This window comes from Streptomyces sp. NPDC085524 (assembly GCF_044541755.1).
GTDB lineage: Bacteria > Actinomycetota > Actinomycetes > Streptomycetales > Streptomycetaceae > Streptomyces.
Window position 1 is genome coordinate 294,615 of the sequence record NZ_JBITTH010000002.1, and the last position, 18,773, is coordinate 313,387.

Sequence of the window (18,773 nt, forward strand, 5' to 3'; positions counted from 1 at the left end):
AACGCATCGGGAACACCGCGAGGCTGAACAGATCAGGGACGGCTCCGGGGCAGACCGGGTCAGGCGCGGCCCCGGTGCTGACCGGATCAGCGGGTCAGCGCCGCGCTCAGTTCGTCGCGTCCGTCCGCTCCGGTCTTGCGGAAGACCGCCTTGAGGTGGTCGTTGACCGTGTACGCGGACAGGTCGAGGCGGCGGGCGATCTGCTTGACGGAGGCTCCCGTGCGGAGCTGCGTGACGACGTCGCGTTCGCGGGGGGTGAGGGAGTACCACGCGCACAGGGACGGCAGGACGAGGTCCCAGGTCGCCCCCTGGACGACGAGGGCGACATCGCCTGTGGCGCCCGCGTCGAGCACCTGGCCCTGGCAAGTGGTCCAGCGACCGCAGGCCGCCGGGGGCGCGCACACCAGAGGGGGCGCTCCGCCCTGCCGGCTGGCTTCCGCCCGGGTGACGAGGGAGAGCGACAGGAGGAAGGCTTCCGGCACCCACGAGGGGATGGCGTGCGCCGCCCACTGGTCCAGCCATAGCTGCGCCTGCGGGCTGACCGCCGTGATCCGGTGGTCGGGGCCGACGGTGATCACGCCCGCCGACATGGGCGGAACCTCGGGGCAGAGCGGGCCGGTGGTCGCGTACCGGCGCAGGGCGGTCAGCAGCGCCGGTACGAGCCGGGCCGCCCGCTCGGCGTCGTCCTGGCCGAACGGTGCAGCACCCGCGCAGCGGAGCAGCCCGAGCGCTCCCCACACTCCCCGCCTGTCCCGCAGCAGCAGACGCAGCTCGGAACTCGCCCCGTGGGCGGTGAGAATCTCCCCCATGCGCGGGTCCGGCACGGGCGAGCCGTCCGTTCCGGCCCCCACGACGACGGCCGGGGTCCGCAGGAGCGTCGGGATCGCCGGACGCTGCGGGCCGCCTCCCAGATGCCGGTGCATGACGAGCTCCCTGACCAGCTCGGGATCGTACTCGTGCCAGAAGCTGAAACTGCCGAGTCCTGGACCGGTCGCGGGGTCGGTCCCCACCAGGCTCATCCCGTCGTGGGCCACGATGGGGGCGAGCACCCGCGAGATCCCCGCTCCGACCTGCTCGGGGCCGGTGCTCTGGCTCGCCGCCGCGTAGAGGTCACCCGCCAGACGCCTGTCGTCGAAGAAAGTGAGGCCCATATCGCACGATTATCCCCGCATGTGCGGGGCGCGGCCCGGGGCGGCCGGGCACCCCGAAGGGCCTCGCCCCACACATGACCGATCACGCCGAGTGAGAGCGCGATCCGTCGCCCGGCCACCGGCGAGCGGTCCGGGCCCTGCCCGCCCGGACCGCTCGCCGCACACGCTCCCGTTCGGTGCGCGCCACCCGAATGCCTCTGAAACCGGTGTCGAGGTGCTGTCCGTTCTCGGTTCTGGCACAGATCTTGGAAAAGTCGTAACGGAGCGTTACAGAGGCGGGGTCGCCTTGAGGAGTAGTTCGAATCCGGATCGACCATTGAGCTGGCTCTCTTCTTCGGGGGATCCCGTGCCCTGATCCAGAGCGCGGCGAGGCCGGTGAGGCCGGTTGTCGTACCCCGGTTCCAAAGTTCGGCACATGTCCCGTCACACACCCGACCGTCCGGTCGACGTGGAGAGCCTCTTCCCCGAGCTGCTTCCCCTCCGCCGTGAGTCCGTCCGCCTGCACCCACGTCCTGGTTCTCCGACGTTCCGGGACAGCTCGGTCGGCGGCCCGCTGCTGTGGCCGGCCGGTGAACCATGGCCGGCGTGCGACGCGGAGCACTGTGATGCGGACACCACGAGCCACCTCGAACCTGCCGCCCCCCTGGCCCCCATCGTGCAGTCCGCCGGGACGACGTACCCACCCTGCCCTTCCCGGACGGCACCGATCTGCTCCAAGTCCTCTGGTGTCCCTACGCGCACGGCACTTGCCGTCACCCGCTGCCCCAGGTGTACTCGAGGGACTCCCGGTCGATCGGGGACGTGGAGGCGACCCCCGCACCGTCGGTGGCCGGGCTTCCCGACGGCTGGTGCCCGGCACCCTGCGTCGTTCACCCCGAGCAGGTGACCGAGTACCCGAGGAACGACCGTCCCCGGGATCTCCGCGACGCACTCGAAGACCGTGTCGAGGCACTGCTGGAACGGACCGGGCTGCGGTACTCGTCGCATCTCGCCGACGCGCCGGGAATCAAGCTGGGCGGTTACCCCGGCTGGAGCCAGGAGCCCTGCTGGCCGGACTGCGAAACATGCGGTGGCCGTTCGGCGTCCACGCTGTCAGAACCGCCTGGCAAGATCACACGTATGACCAGCAACACCGGAACTCCTGTTCCACTCCCAGCCAATCACCGCATCTCCGAGACGTACGCCGACTGGGCACGTACGCAGGGGCCGGGCGTCGAAGCCGACGCCCGCGACACGCTGGAACGGGCGGGCAGCAGCCGGCACCGGTCCTGGGAGAAGCCCGGCCGGTTCGTGGACGACGCGGAGCGCCTGGCGCGGGGCCTGCCGACCACCCACCTTCCCTGGTTCTGGGACACCATCGGTCATTGGATGCTGGAGACGCACCGCCGCTCCGCCGCCCGCGCCTACGCGCAGGCCCGCGCCGCCGAGCGCACCCACGCTCTGCCGGTCGATCCCGACTGGCGGCGGGCGAATCAGCTGCTGTTCGCCCGCTTCGGCGCCCTGCCTGCCAGTGAACTCAGCGGAGCGGCGGCCTGGTTGGCCGGTGTCCTCGAAACGGATGACGCGCACCACGAGTTCGTCCGCCTGCTGACCGCCTGGGCGGCGTCCCCCGGCGAGCTTCCCGCCGATCTGGCCCGCCGGGTCCGGGACTCGGCCCGTGCGGCCGGGCTCGGCACCGAGGAGGAGGCCCGGGTGCTGGGCAGGGTACTGGCCGCGGCCCGCGGCAAGGCCATACCCGACCGGCTGCTCGAAGCGGCAGCCGGCCCCCTTCGCGACCACCCGCCCGCCGACGAGCAGGCCACCGCCCTCCTCGACCTGTTTCCCGAGTCGAAGAACGACGCGGCTGCCTGGCTCCGGCTGCTCATCGCGTGCGGTGCCGCAGACGCGGCCGCGGCCGGGCGGATCACCCCGGAGGGCGGCCTCGGCGACTGGCTGCGCCGGTACGCCGCCGGATACTCGCACCGCACGGTCAGCGGCGGTGGAGTGACCCGCCAGCCCATGCCCGCGGAACTCTTGGACCTGGTGGGCCGGTTCGCTCCGCTGCTGCGCGCGCAGGGCACCCCGGTCCGGCTGCACGAGGACCGCTACCGGTGGCCGCATCTGGACGCCGACCTCCTCGACCTCTGCCTCGCCGAGGGTGTACCCGTCCACGACCCCGGTGCTGCGATCAGCCTGGAGTTCTGGGGTGAGGACTCCCAGCGCGACCTCAAGGCACTCGCCACCGACCCGGTGTTCGGCCCCCGGCTGGAAGGCACCGTGCACGCCGGGCTCCGCACCCGTGGCGGCGCTGCGATCAGCGGCACTGCCATCAGCCGGCTCCCGCACAATCCGGGCATCACGGCCGAGGTGCACGCCCGCGTGGAGAAACTGCTCGACGCCTTGCGCGGCGGGGGACTCGCCGCCGCCGACGAGGCCGTCGACGAGCTGCGCGGCCTCCTGGACCGGCCCACCGCCATCGCCCTGGACGGCATCGAGGAGGCTCTCGACGCACTCGACCTCACCGGCCCGCTGGCCCGCGCCCTGCGTGCCGGGCTCCCCGAGGAGCTGGGCTGGCCCGCCCTGGACCAGGCCCTCGCCGCGTTCCGGCCCGACGAAACCGTGCACGTCACCTGCACCTGGCCGGTGCTCACCGTGTACGGCGAGACCCGCGCCTTCGCCGTCGACCACGCCGGGCTGCGCGCAGACCACACACTGGAACTGCCCGACGGCGCACTCGGCCACACCGTGCACTGGGTCGGCGGCCAGTTCCTCGTCGCCTGGAACGAGGAGCACGAGGAGAACCCTTCCCACACCGCCTACTGGTCCGACCACCCCGGCGAAAAGTTCGCACCGGAGCAGACGTACGGGCTGCGCCCCTACGGCGGCAGCATCCAGGGCGGCCTCGGCTACCAGTTCGAAACCCGGGACGGGGGCGGCCGGTTCGACGGCGAGTGCATCCTGCGGGCCGGCGGACACGAGGGCATCGGCCACCGCGACTACCAGATGAACGACGGCCACACCTTCTGGAGCACCGAGGTGTTCAGCAAGGACCACCGCGGCTGGAACCGCCTCGACCCGGCCACCGGCGTTCCCACCGCCGACCGCACCCTGCCCGCCTTCCACGACCCCGACCGGTCCCCGCCCGGCATGAAGCCCTTCTCCGACCACCGCATCCTCGCCGCACTGCCGCCCGGCGCCCCGCCCTCCCCGCTCGGCCAGGACGGCACACTCACCGGTTGCCGGGTCGACTACCGCACCCCGTACGCGGGTCCCTCGCCCCGCGAGTTCGTGCTGGAGTCCGTCGACGGCCGCACCGCTTCCTACCGCAGCAACAACTGGGGCCGTCGCCCGTGGGGAATCCTTGCCCTGCCGCTCGGCGGTGAGGACGCCGTCATGGCCGGAGGGACCACCATCCGCTGCCATGCCGCCGACGACAACTCGTTGCTCTGGCAGGTCCAGGGCTTCCCCGGCAGCCGCCACCGGACCCGGAGCCGGGCCACCCTGGGCGAACTGGCCGGGCCGGTGCCGCCACCTGCCTTCTGGCACTTCCTCACCCCGCGCGACGAGCCCTCGTCCCGCGTTCTGCGGACGGTCACGGACAGTGCGGTGCGCGAACTGCTGCACCAGGGCATCGGGCGCACCCTGCCTGGAGTGACCGACCCGCGGGTCCAGGAGGGCGTCGACCGCGCCGTCCGGCTCGCCGCCGACGTACTGCGCCGCCGCCAGGAGCTGTCCCACCGGGTCGCCGTCATGCGGGCCGGGCCGGTCGTCGACCTGCCCGACCCGGCGCCGGACAACCGGCTCGTCCCGGCCCTCCACGGCCTGCTGCCCCAGCTGCGCGGCTACGAGGAACGACAGCCGCAGCCACAGCCCGCCCTCCTCACCTCGGTCGCCGCCGACGGCCGGTACCTGCGCGGCGAGATCGACGACGAGGTGCGGGTGCTCGCCCTGCCCGCGCCGCCCGCCGAGTGGGCGGTGCTGACCGGCCGGATCGATGCCGTGGCCTGGCGGACCGTCGTCGCGGCCACCCCCGACGAGCACCGACAGGCGCTCGCTGCACTGCTCGGCGTATGGAGCCGGCAGCCGTTCGCGGAGGCAGACAGTTCCTGGCGGACCGGCCGGGCCCCGGAGCAGCGGATCGCCGCACTGCGCGCGGACGGCTTCGCCGTGGCCTCCGGCCCGGACCGCAGCGGCCTCGCCCCCTTCCTCCAGCCAGCAGCCGATCCGGTGCCCGCCGATGCCGAAGAGTGGGCCACGCACACCGTCACCGCCGATGACACCACCCGGCTTCCCCACCTGCTGGCCCTGCTCGCCGGACAGGGCCCGCTGCCGGTGCCCGACGAGGCCGTGGACCTGTTCCGCTGGCGCACCGGGGTGCCGCGCCCGATCGCCGCCCTGGTCCTCGACGGATTCGCCGGCAGCGACGACTACGGTGCGCACCGCAAGCTGGTCCGCTCCAAGCCCTACAAGGCCGACCAGAACACCCTCTACGCGTACGACGAGTTCCGGCGACGGCTCGGGCCGGCCGGCCGGCGCACCGTGCTCGCCGCCGCTCTGCCCGGCGACCCGGCGGAGCTCTGGGCCCCCGGCGGGATGACCGCGGCGGCGGAACGCATGGCCATGGCCTGGACCCAGCTGCTCGGTGGCGCCCCGTACACCGACGACGGCAGCCATGCCACTGCCCTCGCCGCGGACCACGGACTCCCGGAGAGCTGGGCCACGGCCCTGCTCACCGGCCGCCTCGAGAAGCCTCTGGACGCCGACGGCATGCAGGCCGCCGCCACCGCTGTCGCCTGGGCTCTCGCCGAACGCCCGGTAGCAGACCCCGCCGCGCAAGGTGCCCGCGTCCTGCTCGGCGGGCTTACGGACCTGCCCGCCGGGCTGCTCACCGCGCTGCGCAGGCTGGCGGACCGGTCCGCCACCACCCCCGTTCCGCCTGGCCAGTACGAGACCAACCCGCTGTTCAGCGTCCCGGACCTGGTGGACGAGGTGGCGGCGGCTCTCGGTGTCAGCCGTGACGCGGCCGCCCTCCAGCTCCAGCTGCACGCTTTCGACCGCCCGGCCGACCGCACCGTCCGCCGCTGGAACTCCTGGTCCATCGACCATCACCGCGCCGTCCGCAAGGAGCTGACCGCCGCGAAGGCCCCGCGCCCCAAACCCGCCGCCCGGGCAGGAGCCCCCACTGCGGTCCCGGCACCCGCGCACGAGCGGTTCACTCGAGCCTGGGCGGACAGGTGCGCACGGCCAGCAACGAAGGCGTGATGCCTTCCGATGTGGGGGTCTGACGGGTGCAGGCATCGCGCCGGAAGGCAGAGAGCCTCTGAGTGATGAGTAGGCACCGCCCGCCCTGCGTGGGGGCCATGGGCGCTGTGGAGGGTGTCTGAGACGCGCCCTCCACAGGCGTCCCCCGCAAGGGACAGCGGACAGGTCCGCTCAGTGCGGTTCCGGACTTGGCCCGGCCATCACCTCCGGGCCGGGGCCGGACGCAGCGCTGTTCTCTCCACGGCCCGGTGAAAGGGTGACGATGTCACTACGATCCTCCCTCGGCCTGCCACTTTGGGCCGGCCCGGGCCGTTGGGCGGGACATGCTCGTTCCCACAGACCAGGATGCCCACCCGGCCGCGCTGCTCGACGCGTTCTGGCTCGACACCGCCCATTTCCTGGCCGTGCGTGAGCGCGGCCGTGGTGAGACAGGCATGCGGTCGCCGACGCACGGATCCGTCGTGGTGCAGCACGCGATGACCGCGCTCGCTGCTGCTTGTGTCCTCGCCGCGCTTGCCGTGACGCACCCGCCGGCTGACGTTTCCGGGCCTGCGCGAGTGGCCGAGCAGGCTGCCGCCGAGGGCTGGTGACCGTCGCCGGGCCTGTCCTGCCCGGCCAGCCCGGAGATACTGACACGACGGTGACCGCCGCGAAGTGCGCTGAGGGGGGCGGGGCGACGTGTGGCCACCGTGGACAGCCAGTCCGAGAGCGCGGTGGCGGCGCCACTGAGCCGTGCGGCCAGGAAGCGGTTGACGCCGTCCTATGCAACGGCAGCAGCAGGAGAGGGCGACGCGGTCCCGTACCAGGGCGCTGTGCGTTCGTCATCGATGTCGTGTCACCGGTCAGGGCCCGGTCATGCGCGCACCGCGAAAACCGGTGCGGGCCTCCTCCTCGCACCAGGGCGGAGGAATCACCGTTTGGGATGCGCGCGAGGGAACACACGGGAACGAGGGGGTGTCACCCCCTGCCCCTCGAGGCAGAGGACCACGCTCTCTGCCCGGCTGTCGGTCCGCCATCTCGCAGAAGCGAGTCAACATGGCCCACCGGTCCTCCGTCGCCGAGCACGACCTGACCCGGACGATCGAGATCCATCATGCGGAAAGCCGCACGGTATGAACGCATCGTGAAGGCGTCTGCGGGATCGGAAGAAGGATGTCCTGAGACCGGCAGAGACAGGCGCCGGCTGGGACCACCATGCAGTCGAACACGGCCCCGATCGGCCCACCGAATTGCCGAAACGGGCTTGGCGAGCGGTGCTGCGCGGCACGGTGAAGGAATTCGGGTCCGACGAGTTGGCCGACCGCGCGGCGGCTCTCACCCACTACGGGGTCCTGGCCGTCTTCCCCGCCCTGCTGGTACTCGTGTCCCTGCTGGGTATCGCCGGTGAGTCGACGGCAAAGCGGGTGCTGGAGAACCTGCGGAAGCCGGCGCCGGATTCGGTACGGGACGTGCTCAGTGACACCGTGACGCAGCTTCAGGGGCGCAGCGGCGTCTGATCGGTGGTCGCGATCGTCGGCCTGGTCGTGGCCCTGTGGTCCGCGTCCGGCTACGTCGCGGCGTTCATCCGTGCCTCCAACGCCGTTTACGACGTGCCCGAAGGCCGCTCGGTGTGGAAGATCCTTCCGCTCCGCTTCGCACTGACGGTCACGCTCATGCTCCTTGCCTGCGCGAGCGGGCTGATCGTGGTTTTCACCGGGGGCCCGGCCCGAGCCGTCGCATCCGCCGGCACCGGCACCGCGGAAGAGGTCGTGGAGGTGCATGCGATGAGCGACGCTCGGCACTCCCTCGGGCCGCTGCCGACGGAATCGGTCTGGGAATATCCGCGACCACCGCGTGTGGAGCCGGATGCACGGCACGTGGTGATAGTGCATCGGGGAGTGACGCTGGCGGACTCATGGTCCTGCCGGCGTGTCCTGGAAACGAGCCACCCCCCTGTGTTCTACGTGCCGCATGACGACGTGCGCAGCGATCTGTTGTCGCGTGCGCAGCGGGTGACTGCCTGCGAATGGAAGGGGGTGGCCACGTACTGGACGCTGGTGATGGACGGGCACACGGTGCGCGACGTCGCCTGGAGCTATGAGGACCCCTTGGCGGGATACCTGAGCATCGCCCGCCACTTCGCCTTCTATGCGGGTCGAGTGGACCTTTGCACGGTCGGAGGCGAGCGCGTGAAGGCCCAGCCCGGCGACTTCTACGGCGGCTGGATCACCGGCGAAATCCTGGGGCCCTTCAAAGGCGGTGCGGGCAGCGCCGGTCGGTGAGCTGGACTGCAGGCCCCCAGCGCCATCTTCGACTGCGCCCACCGCTGCCCCACCTGCGGCTGCCCGGCCGGGGCGGTCGCGCAGTCATGGCTATTTCGGATGAAACAATGCGGAAACGGTGCGAGTTTCCCCCTCCGGTGGCGCTGGTCATGCTGGGTGCCTCGGGACGTGACGACGCGATCCTCCTGGAGCCCCCATGCGCCTGACAGACGAACTGCCCGTGGACCACCCCCTCAGCCGCGTCTACCGGTTCGGCGCCGGCCTGTGCGGGCTCATCCTCCTCGTCTTCGGCTGCCTCGGCTTCGCCGGCGGCCTGGAGGCGTTCAGTACGGACGGACAGCGCATCGCGGGCCTGTCCACCAACGGACTGCTGAGCACGATCTCGGTGCTCTTCGGACTCCTCCTGATGGCCGGCGCGGCAGTCGGGGGAAACCTCGCCTCGACGGTCAACACCGCAGTCGGAGTGATCTTCGTGGCGAGCGGCTTCGTCCACTTGTTCCTCATCGGCCGTCGCGGCAACATCCTGGACTTCGGCATGTCCAACGTCATCTTCAGCTTCCTGATGGGCCTCCTGGTCATGACGTTCGGGATGTACGGCCGTGTCAGCGGCGGACTGCCTCACGACAACCCCTACTGGCGTCGGCGCCACCCCGAGCAGGCCGCACGCGAGCCGGCTGCCTCCTACCGCCGGGCGGGTGCCGCAGACCGCCCGCCGGCCGGGTTGCCGGAGCGCTGAGGCCGCCATGTCCGGCGAATCGGCACGGGTGCTGGTGGTGGGGGCGACCGGTGAAGTGGGCCGGCTGGCCGTGCACGAGTTCCTCGGTCGCGGCGTCCGCCTCGCACTGACCGGACGGAACCGCAGGAGCCTCTCCGGCCTGGCCGCCACCACGGGCTGCCCGACTCGCATCCTCGACGCCTACGATCTGGACGCCTGTGCCGCTTCGGGCCCCTGGGCGCTCTCCGCGCTCGGCGGCCTCGACGGAGTCCTCGTCACCATCGGGGTCGCGGGCTTCGGGCCGGCCGCCGGCGTGCCGAACGCGGCCGCCGAACACCTCATGACCGTCAATGCCCTGTGCCCCATGGCCGTACTCAGAGGCGCCGTACCCGTGGTCCGCGACGGCGGCTTCCTCGCAGCCGTGACCGGGGCGATCGTCAACGCCCCGCTGACCGGGACCGCGGACTACGCCGCATCGAAAGCCGCGCTGGCCTGCTGGCTGGGCGTCCTGGCGCGAGAGGTCCGCAGGAGGCGCGTAGTCGTGGTGGACGCCCGGCTTCCCCACCTGGACACCGGTTTCGGTTCCCGGGCCGTGGTCGGCAGCCCGCCGCCCCTGCAACGGGGAGCGGATCCCGCCACACACGTACGAAGCCTCCTCGGCGACCTGCTCGGGCATCTCGACGGCCCTGTGCCGGGAGGGACGGCACGCACGCGCCGGCGCGGGCCATTCGCACCCTCGACCTCGCCGCCCGGCTGACGACCACGCTCATGGGAGAAATCATGTCCGCACCGAAGGTACCGCCCGAAGAAACGCCGGAAGTGGAAGGCTCGACGGCATCCGCTCATCCGGAACGCCCCGACGGGGGGATGTGGGAGCACCCCTCGGTCTTCCTCGTCCTCATCGCCCTCGGGGCCGTGATGGTGGCCGCCTTCTTCATCGTCCGCATCGCGGGCTGGTGAGACGGCAAGCCGGGCAACCGGCGGTTGCGCATCGCACTGCGCCCGGTCCTGCGGAGGGAGGAGCGTGCCCAGCAGTGTTGATAGGGGCTCTGAATCCGGCATAACCTCATGGAATGGTGCAGAGCGAGGCGAGCGACGTCGACGGCTACCTGGCCGAGGTTCCTGAGGAACGCAAGGCCGCACTGACCAAGGTGCGGCAGCTGTGCCGGGAGGAGCTGGCCGGTTTCAACGAGGTCATGGCATACGGAATGCCCGCATACGAGCGGGACGGCGCTTGCGAGATCGCGTTTGCCAGCCAGAAACAGTACGTCTCCTTCTATCTCATGCGCAGTGACGTCCGTGGGGCATTCGAGGAACGGCTGGCCGGACACGACATGGGCAAGGGCTGCCTGCGGTTCCGCAAGCCCGCGAGCATCGACTTCGGCCTGTTGCGGGACCTGCTCAAGGCCACTGCGGCCCGGCCCGGCAAGGTCTGCTGACACCGGCAGGCATCGCGGATGTCCATCCGGGCACGAAGCGCGCCGCCCCTTGGTTTCAGTCCCTGATGGACACGATCTTCCGGGTGGCCAGGTCCGCCTGGACGAAGACCTGCGTCGTGTCACCGCCCCAGGTCAGGGTGACCGTGGCGTTGGTCCTGCCCGTGCCGCTGCCCGTGGAGGTGACGTTCCACCGCAGCGGCACGTTCTGGGCGCGCAGCACCCCGTCGGCGTGGTTGGCCTCCTCCCACTTCGCCAGTTCCGTCCGGAGGGCGGGGGAGAGGTAGGAGGAGCGCAGCCGCTCGGCCGCCGCCCCGTCGCCGTCGTAGACCGCGTCGGCGTAGGCGCCGTAGAAGTCCGCGATGCGGGTGAAGGCGGCCTCGGGGCTGCCGGATACGGCGGGGGCCGCGGCGGCGGAGTCCGCCTCCGGCGCGGAACCGCCCCCGGACGCGGAGGCGGTGGTGACGACGGCGAGCGTGAGTGCGGCGGTGGCGGCGAGAGCAACGGCGGCGGTGCGCCTGGACGGGAGCTTGAACATGGGCCGAGCCTTTCCCCGTGCTGAGTGACTGCACTGAGCGACGCCGACCCGGCCCCGTCCGGTTCGCGGAATGCGTGAAATGGCCGAAATGTTACGCCGTCTGGTGGTGCGGGCCAGGTCAGCGGTCTCCTGCGCGCCGCCCGGCCTCGCACATCGGCCCGATCGCGTCGCCCGTCCGGAGGATGCGCGCTCCGGGACGGAATGCCGCACCGCTCGCGGGAGTTCGTACCGGCGCACCACCCGATTCCGGACGCACGGGAGAGCTCATGAAGATCGGCATCATCGGCGCAGGAAACATCGGCGGCAACCTGACCCGCCGGCTCACGGCCCTCGGGCACGACGTGTCCGTGGCGAACTCGCGCGGCCCCCAGACCCTGGCCGCGCTCGCCGAGGAGACCGGGGCCATCCCCGTCACCGTCGGCGAAGCGGCGCGGGGCGCCGAGATCGTCGTGGTCACCATCCCCTTCAAGAACGTGCCGGACCTGCCCGCGGGCCTCTTCGACGAGGCCGCCGAAGGGTTCACTGTCATCGACACCAACAACTACTACCCGCAGCAGCGCGACGGCCGGATCGCCGGCGTCGAGGACGAGGGGCTGACCGAGAGCCGGTGGACCGAGCGGCAGCTCGGGCACCGCGTGATCAAGGCCTTCAACGGAACCTACGCCCAGGACATCCTCGACCGGCACCGCCCGGCCGGAGCCCCCGACCGCATGGCACTGCCCGTCGCGGGCGACGACGAGGCCGCGAAGAAGGCCGTCCGCGCCCTCATCGACGAACTCGGCTTCGACACCGTCGACGCCGGCGGCATCGACGACTCCTGGCGCCAGCAGCCCGACACCCCCGTCTACGGGCTCCGGGAGGGAGTCGACGGGGTCACCAAGGCACTCGCCGCGGCCTCCCCGGAACGGCCTGCCGCCTTCCGCGGCTGAGGACGGCGCTTCCTGCCCGGGCTAATCTGGGCGCAGGCAAGGGGAGTTCGGCAACCCGAGGGCTCCCCGGCGCATCGGACCCAGGAGGACGGATGTTGGCTGAGTCACTGACGGCACTCGCCGGCGCGGGCGCCACCGCGCTGATCGGAGCCATGGCCACCGACGTCTGGCAGGGTGCCCGCGGCGGGGTCGTGCGGCTCTTCGGGCGCGGCGGAGAGGCCCGCGGGGAGCTCGTCGGGGCGCAGCTCGACGAGGACGCCCTGCTCGTCGGGCGCGCCGAGCCGGCCGGAGCGGACGAGATCCGGGCGGAACTGCTCCCCGTATGGCGTCGGCGTCTCCTCCTGCTGCTGGAGGAACACCCCGACAGCGAGAGCGAATTGCGCGAGCTGGTCGCCCGCGTCCAGAGCGGGCTGCCGGCCGAGCGGCAGGTGTGGACACAGTCGAACACCGCACGGGACCACGGCACTCTCTTCGCCGTGCAGGGCGGCAACCTCCACTACCACCAGGCGGCCGAAGGGCAGCTGCCACCGCCCGCCGACGAAGGCGCGGAGGGGACCGGCTGACCGTGGACCTCCCTGACGAGGTCCACCAGGAAGTCCGCGCCGTCGCCGGCTTCGCCTACGGCACCATCGGTGCCGACATCCACGTCTTCGGCGACGGCACCCCCGTCTACCTGCTCTACGCGCGCGACCCGCACGGCGCCGCCGACACCCTGCGGCGAGACTCGGCCTGGCTGCGCGCCCAGCCCAGCCGCATGCTCGACGCCCGCAGCGAGATCGTGGAGTTCACCGGCCGCGAAGCGGAGCTGGCCCGGCTGCGGGAGTGGCGCGATCAGCCCGACCGGTCGGCCGTGCGCTGGCTGCACGGACCCGGCGGCGCGGGCAAGTCCCGCCTCGCCGCCCGCTTCGCCGCCGACTGCGCCGACGCGGGCTGGCTCGTCGTGGACGCCGTGCACGGCACCGACACCCACCCGCCCGCCGAGGGCAGCCAGGATCTGCGCACCGGCCACCGCACCGGGGTGCTGCTGCTCGTCGACTACGCCGACCGCTGGCCGGACGCCCACCTCAGGTGGCTGTTCCACAACGGCCTGCTCCTCGGTGACCTCCCCGCCCGGGTCCTCCTCATCGCCCGCTCGGTACGGCCCTGGCCCGCCCTGCGCGCACAGCTGACCCGGCAGCGGCGCGCCACCGACCTCTCCGACCAGCCCCTGGACCCGCTCTCCGGCCGGCAGGGCGAACGCAGCCGGATGTTCGAGGCCGCCCGCCGCAGCTTCGCCGCCCACTACCCCGACCCCTCCGCCCTCGTCGGGCTGCGCCCGCCGTACGAGGACCTCGCCCGTCCCGACTTCGGGCTGACCCTCGCCGTCCACATGGCCGCGCTCGTCGCCGTCGACGCCCGGGCCGGCGGCCGGGAACCGCCCGCCGGCCTCGCCGGGATGACCGCGTACCTGCTCGACCGTGAACACGACAACTGGCGCCGGCCGGGCGAGCACGACACGGGCGGTTCCGGCGGCGCGGGGCCCGAGGACGGCGACCGCCGCGCCCTCGACCTCGCACGCACCGTCTTCACCGCCGTCCTCACCGGCCCGATGCGCCGCGATGCCGCCCGCCCCCTCCTGGACCGGCTCCTCCTGAGCACCCCGTCCGACCGGGCCCTGACCGCCCACGCCGTCCACTACCCGCCCACCGACCCGGCGGCCGCCCACGTACTCGAGCCGCTGCTCCCCGACCGGCTCGCCGAGGACTACCTCGCCCTCACCCTCCCCGGCAGCCCCGTCACCGCCTACCCGGCCGACCTGTGGTCCGTCACCGCGACCACGCGCGTCCTCCGGCGCGACGGAGGCGCCGCCCCCGCCTGGACACCCCGCGCCCTCACCTTCCTCATCGCCGCGGCCGAACGCTGGCCGCACATCGGGCCCGCCGTCCTCTTCCCGCTGCTGCGCCGCGACCCCGCCCTCGCCGTCCGCGGCGGCGGCTCCGTACTGACCTCGATCGCCCTGCTCGACTCCGTGGACCTCGACGTCCTGGAGGCCATCGAGCCCCATCTGCCGCCGGGCGACGTACGGGTGGAGAGCGGGGCCGGGGAACTGGCCGTACGGCTCGCCACCCACCGACTCGAACGCGCCGTGGACGGCTTGGAACGTGCCCGGCTCCGCTCGGAGCTGGCCGCTGCCCACCTCAAGGCGGGCCGCCGCGGCGAGGCACTCGAGCACATGGAAGAGGCCGTACAGCTCACCCGGCAGGCTGCCGAGCAGGATCCGGCGCACCGGTCCGCCTACGCCGACGCCCTCCTCAACCTCGGTGGCCTCTTCCTGGAGGAGATTTCCGCCGAGCGCTGCGTCGACCTCCTCCAGGAGGCGATCGGGCTGATGCCGCAGGACGGAGCGGACCCGGCCGTCCTGGGCGCCCTGGCCCAGGCGCACACCCGGCTGGCCTTCGTGCTCTGGAGGACCGGGGCCGAAGAACAGGCCCACGCGTCCGTGGCGGAGGCGGAACGGCTCTTCGCCCGGTTACTGGACCGCGACCCCCTCCTCTGGTGGTCCATGTCCCCGGACGCGGACCGCCTGGAGATGGTGAACGGCTACCTGCTGGCGATGTCCGGACACAACGAGGAAGCGGCCGAGGGCGCCGGGACGGTGGTGGCGTCCGCGCGCCAGATGGCGGAGCTCGACCCCGCGCGCTTCGGGGACGATCTGGCCGGCAGTCTCAGCATCCAGAGCCAGCACCTGTGGAACGCCGGACGGCACGCCGAATCGGTCGGCGCACTGCTCGAGGCCGTCCACCTCTACCGCCAGCTCGCCGAGGCCGCTGCCCACTACCGGGACGTCCTCGCGACCCGGCTCGACGAGGCGGCCGACAAACTCATCGCGCTGGAGCGGCACACCGAGGCCGCCGCGATCGTCGAGGAGAGCCTCGCCCTGCACCGGGAGCGCCTCGCTCTCGCCCCGGACGACGCCGCAGCCGCCGAAGCCGAACGCGGCGCCATCGGCCGTTCGCTCCTCTACCTGCGGGAGTGGCGCGGCGCCGACCGGCTGCCCTGGGGCACGCCGGCGGAGATCGACGGGGCAGCCGGGCAACTGGTGCGGGCCGCCGACCAGGAGGGGCTGTGGGACCTCATGCGCAGGGTCCCCGTCACCGACGCGATCCGGATCGCCCACCGCCACGCGCCCGAGCACTGGGCCCCGCCCGACGACGGTCCCGGCGGTCGTCTGGCCGCCCGGCTGACCTCGCGCCGCCACCGGCCGAAGGCCGCCGAACGCACCGCCCGGGCCGCGGCCGCGCGGGCGGTGTGGCGCCTGCCCCACCGCGACGGTCCCGTGGCACCGGACCGGGTCTCCTTCGCCCCCGGGGCGACCGCCATGACCTGGGAGACGTACCGGCCGCCGGGCAGGCGGCGCGCCCGCGGCGAGTACGCCACCCGCATCGACGTGTACGATCTCGCCTCCCGCTCGCGGCTCTGGTCGGCCGACCACCTCCGGGTGGGCGCCGACGCCGTCGCCTGTCTCGGGCCCGACGCGGTCCTCGCGCTGCGCACGGACCTGTGGCTGGCTCCCGAACTCGTCCTGTACCGGCCGGGCGGGGTGGAGTACCTGACGGGCGGCCCGGACCTCGTGGGCGCCCGGACCTTCGCCACTGCCCGCGGGTTCGTCGTCCTGCTGTGGAGCGAACCCGTGGCCCTGGTCGGTGCCGTGGGCCGCCCGCTGGAGCGGATCGACCTGCGCGACCTGGGTCTGGAGCGCTGCACCGTCCATGCCGTCGACCCGTCCGGGCAGCGGCTTCTGCTGGCCGACGGCCGCCGCCTGATCCTCACCGACCCGGGTCTGGAGCCGCTGTCGGCCGAGGGCTGCCGCAGTCTGCCCGACCAGCACGGCACGCTCGAGTCCGCCGTTTTCCTCTCACCCGACGAGTTCGTGACCGCGGCCTCCACCGGCGGGGTCTACCTGTTCGAGCAGGAGCCCGAGGAGACCATGGTGACCGCATGGAACGCTCCCGGACCCCGCTTGGAGCACCTGTTCGCGATCCCGGCCTGGCGCGTCGTCGGCGGGCGCGCCCAGGGCGGGGGGACGGCGCACTTCCACGACGCGGTGGCCTTGGACCCCGTGCCGGAGCCGCGTCCGCTCGCCGGGCCGCCCGGAGGCACCCCACCCCTCCTGATCGCTCCGCCCGGCGGCTGTCACGTGCTCCACGGCTCCACCGTGCACGACCTGGGCGACCCGCTCTCCTTCGCCGGACGTCCGCTCGCCTCGCTCACCGCGGCCGACCGGGCGGCCCTGAGCGCGTGGCTCGACGGCGGGCGGGCACCGAACGCCGCGATCGGGGAACTGCTGGAGCTCGTACGGGACCTCGCGTCCCCCTGGTGACCGGCCGCCACCGACCGAGGAGAGTGACCGCGATGTTCCGCAAGAAGCGCGCCAAGGACACCCCGGCGGGCCACGGGAACCCGCAGAACCCGCTGCCGGAGCCCGAGACTCCGCCGGATCCGCTCGACCTGCGGCTGGCCGACCACGGCGACGCACCGATGCACCTCGGCGCGGACACCCCCGTGCGGATGCGCGACCAACTGCAGGAGGCGGAGCGGCGGCTGGGTCCGGCCCACGAGGAAGTCCTGCGGCTGCGTCACAACTACGCCTTCATCCTGTGCGCCTGGGCGGCCGCGGCACCGCCCGGGGACACGTACATGCAGGACCGGGCGATTCCGCTGCTGCTGGAGAACCTGGGCCACCAGTCGGCGAGCCTGGGCCCGCACGCCCGGGACACCCTGATCACCCTGGAGGGGATCGGATCCGCGCACCTGTCGGCGCGGCGCCCCGCAGAGGCGGTCCCCTTCCTGGAACGGGCCCTGGAGGGCAGCGAGCGCAGCCCCGACCGCGACGAGGAGGAGACCCTCGCCCGGCGAGAGAAGCTGTCGGACGCCTGCGCCGCTGCGGGCAGCGCCGACCGGGCGATCGCCCTGCTGGAGGAGACCGTGGCCGGCAGCAGGCGCCTGCTGCCGCCGGGCGGGGAGAAGCTCGAGGCCCGCAAGCAGAAGCTGTTCACCGCCTACCGCAAGGCCGGCAGGCTGGCCGATGCCACCGCGCTGTGCCGGGAGATCATCGCGGACAAGGAGCGGTTCTACGGCCCCGACCACCTCAACACCTACATCTGGGTGGACAACCTGGCGCACCTCCTCCACGACGCCGGGGACCTCGACGCGGCCATCGCCTGCTACGAGCGGGTCGTCCAGGGTTTCGAACACATCCACGGAGCCCGCAGTGAGGAGATCGCCTACCCCTACCACAACCTGGCGATCGCCCACCTGGACGCGGGCCGCCCGGAGCGGGCCCTGCCGTACCAGAAGGCGGCCCTCGCGGCGCGCGAGCACAGCCTGGGCCCGGACGACGTGCAGACCCTGGACGCGCTGGTCTCCCTCATCTCCGGCTACGACCAGGCCGGGCGGCTCGACGAGGCCGTCGCGGCGACCGAACGGCTCATCGCCGCTCTGGAACGCGTCGGCGGCCCCACCCACCCCAAACTCCCGGAGGTGCGCACCTACCTCGACCAGCTGAGGCGCAGCATTCCCTAGGCCGTTTCTCCAGATCATCGGATCGTTGGCCTGGTGTGTCGTTGACTGACGCCCGGTGAGCACGCATGGAGCCGTTGCTGCCGGACCATACGCCCAGGCAGATCGGCCGTCCCGGAATCACGCCGGAGGCAGTCCTGGCCGACAGGGTCTACTCGCCCCGGGCGATCCGCTCCGTCAGCGTCGGGCCGTCGACGCGCACCGTTGCCGCGAGGAGCACAGCAAGGAGAAGGCAACTGCTGGCGGGGTCGCCTGGCAGGTGGATCGCGGCGTGGGTGGCGGGAGGCGGCGGAGGTTCGACCTCGTGGTCCCGGAAGCCTTCGGCGGGAGCGCCGGACACGTCGGCCAGGACGGTGGCGAGCGGCCCGAGGTCGGCCATGACGGCTGGCCCCGCGGACAGCGTTGGGCACGTCCGGGGGCAGGTGTTCTTTCCCTCGGCTTTCTCACCGGTCTTCTTCTCGCTGAGTGCCTCGACCAGGCCCGCCGCCGCTTGCGGGCCGGGTGCCCGTGTGTCTCAGGGGAGGCGGCGATTCGCGGTGGTCGGGAGATCACGCCGCGCTGCCGAAGGGGAGGCACCGCGCCGGAGCGCAGGAGGTGGAGCGTGGCAGGCACCTCCGAGAGGCCGTCCGGCCAGGTGAGTTCGGTGATGTCCGCCCATGCCACAACGGTTCTGGCCCTGCGTCCTGGTATCAGCTTGGGACTGTCGACGGTGATGCCGTGGACGAAGAAGGTGACGCGGTGTCCGCGCATTGGCCCCAACAGGTACGTCAGCGCAGCGAGGCCGGCGAAGACCACGAGGAAGGGGCGGGACCATGGGGTTGTACTCCAGGGGACGACCGAAGGCATCACAGTGCACATGACGAAGGGCACGAGGTGCCTCAGGCGGGCGGCGGCGGACTTGGTGAGCACGGTCGCCGTGCTGTTCCACGGGGTGGCGTCCGTC

The 18,773-nt window shown here is 72.6% G+C and carries 14 protein-coding genes and 1 pseudogene; 12 read left to right on the forward strand and 3 right to left on the reverse strand.

From position 1 onward, the window contains the following. Positions 1 to 86 precede the first annotated feature (86 nt). Entirely contained in the window at positions 87 to 1,151 is a 1,065-nt protein-coding gene (locus ACIGFK_RS04140) for a helix-turn-helix transcriptional regulator (RefSeq protein ID WP_400050448.1), read from the reverse strand. A gap of 1,119 nt (positions 1,152 to 2,270) precedes the next feature. Here ACIGFK_RS04140 and ACIGFK_RS04145 point away from each other — a divergent pair. The 8 genes and pseudogenes from ACIGFK_RS04145 (at position 2,271) to ACIGFK_RS04180 (ending at position 10,807) form a co-directional block, all read left to right on the forward strand. Then, positions 2,271 to 6,392, forward strand: a complete 4,122-nt coding sequence (locus ACIGFK_RS04145; protein ID WP_400050450.1) for a hypothetical protein — start codon at positions 2,271 to 2,273, stop codon at positions 6,390 to 6,392. Positions 6,393 to 6,715: 323 nt separating this feature from the next. Then, positions 6,716 to 6,982, forward strand: coding sequence for a hypothetical protein (locus ACIGFK_RS04150; RefSeq protein ID WP_400050452.1), 267 nt, complete (start codon positions 6,716 to 6,718; stop codon positions 6,980 to 6,982). A 567-nt stretch (positions 6,983 to 7,549) separates the two neighbouring features. After that, a pseudogene (locus ACIGFK_RS04155) lies at positions 7,550 to 8,116 on the forward strand (YihY/virulence factor BrkB family protein); the annotation flags it as partial. 39 nt (positions 8,117 to 8,155) lie between these two features. Next, positions 8,156 to 8,653, forward strand: a complete 498-nt coding sequence (locus tag ACIGFK_RS04160; RefSeq protein ID WP_400050590.1) for a DUF427 domain-containing protein — start codon at positions 8,156 to 8,158, stop codon at positions 8,651 to 8,653. 196 nt (positions 8,654 to 8,849) lie between these two features. Further along, positions 8,850 to 9,389 carry a DUF4383 domain-containing protein gene (locus tag ACIGFK_RS04165; protein WP_400050453.1) on the forward strand — a complete coding sequence of 180 codons (540 nt, stop codon included), beginning with the start codon at positions 8,850 to 8,852 and terminating at the stop codon, positions 9,387 to 9,389. Between the two features lie 7 nt (positions 9,390 to 9,396). Then, the gene (locus tag ACIGFK_RS04170) at positions 9,397 to 10,125 is read left to right on the forward strand and encodes an SDR family NAD(P)-dependent oxidoreductase (protein ID WP_400050454.1); all 729 of its coding nucleotides are present in this window, start codon (positions 9,397 to 9,399) and stop codon (positions 10,123 to 10,125) included. A 23-nt stretch (positions 10,126 to 10,148) separates the two neighbouring features. Continuing rightward, entirely contained in the window at positions 10,149 to 10,328 is a 180-nt protein-coding gene (locus ACIGFK_RS04175; protein ID WP_386463745.1) for a DUF6480 family protein, read from the forward strand. A gap of 113 nt (positions 10,329 to 10,441) precedes the next feature. Continuing rightward, positions 10,442 to 10,807, forward strand: coding sequence for an iron chaperone (locus ACIGFK_RS04180; protein WP_376658339.1), 366 nt, complete (start codon positions 10,442 to 10,444; stop codon positions 10,805 to 10,807). Positions 10,808 to 10,862: 55 nt separating this feature from the next. Here the strand turns inward: ACIGFK_RS04180 and ACIGFK_RS04185 are convergent, their stop codons facing one another. Continuing rightward, the gene (locus ACIGFK_RS04185; protein WP_376658340.1) at positions 10,863 to 11,342 is read right to left on the reverse strand and encodes a hypothetical protein; all 480 of its coding nucleotides are present in this window, start codon (positions 11,340 to 11,342) and stop codon (positions 10,863 to 10,865) included. Between the two features lie 266 nt (positions 11,343 to 11,608). Between ACIGFK_RS04185 and ACIGFK_RS04190 the strand changes: the two genes are divergently transcribed. The 4 genes from ACIGFK_RS04190 (at position 11,609) to ACIGFK_RS04205 (ending at position 17,833) form a co-directional block, all read left to right on the forward strand. Then, complete coding sequence (locus tag ACIGFK_RS04190; RefSeq protein ID WP_376658341.1) at positions 11,609 to 12,271, forward strand: NADPH-dependent F420 reductase; 663 nt, start codon at positions 11,609 to 11,611, stop codon at positions 12,269 to 12,271. Between the two features lie 92 nt (positions 12,272 to 12,363). Further along, the gene (locus ACIGFK_RS04195) at positions 12,364 to 12,834 is read left to right on the forward strand and encodes a hypothetical protein (RefSeq protein WP_376658342.1); all 471 of its coding nucleotides are present in this window, start codon (positions 12,364 to 12,366) and stop codon (positions 12,832 to 12,834) included. Positions 12,835 to 12,836: 2 nt separating this feature from the next. Continuing rightward, positions 12,837 to 16,631, forward strand: a complete 3,795-nt coding sequence (locus ACIGFK_RS04200) for a hypothetical protein (protein ID WP_400050456.1) — start codon at positions 12,837 to 12,839, stop codon at positions 16,629 to 16,631. A 32-nt stretch (positions 16,632 to 16,663) separates the two neighbouring features. Beyond that, positions 16,664 to 17,833 (forward strand): tetratricopeptide repeat protein, encoded by a 1,170-nt coding sequence (locus ACIGFK_RS04205; protein WP_376658344.1) that lies wholly within the window; start codon positions 16,664 to 16,666, stop codon positions 17,831 to 17,833. A 148-nt stretch (positions 17,834 to 17,981) separates the two neighbouring features. On the opposite strand, the gene ACIGFK_RS04210 is transcribed toward ACIGFK_RS04205, so the two are convergent. Continuing rightward, a complete protein-coding gene (locus tag ACIGFK_RS04210) occupies positions 17,982 to 18,209 on the reverse strand; it encodes a hypothetical protein (protein WP_400050458.1) in 228 nt (75 codons plus the stop codon). Positions 18,210 to 18,773 lie beyond the last annotated feature (564 nt).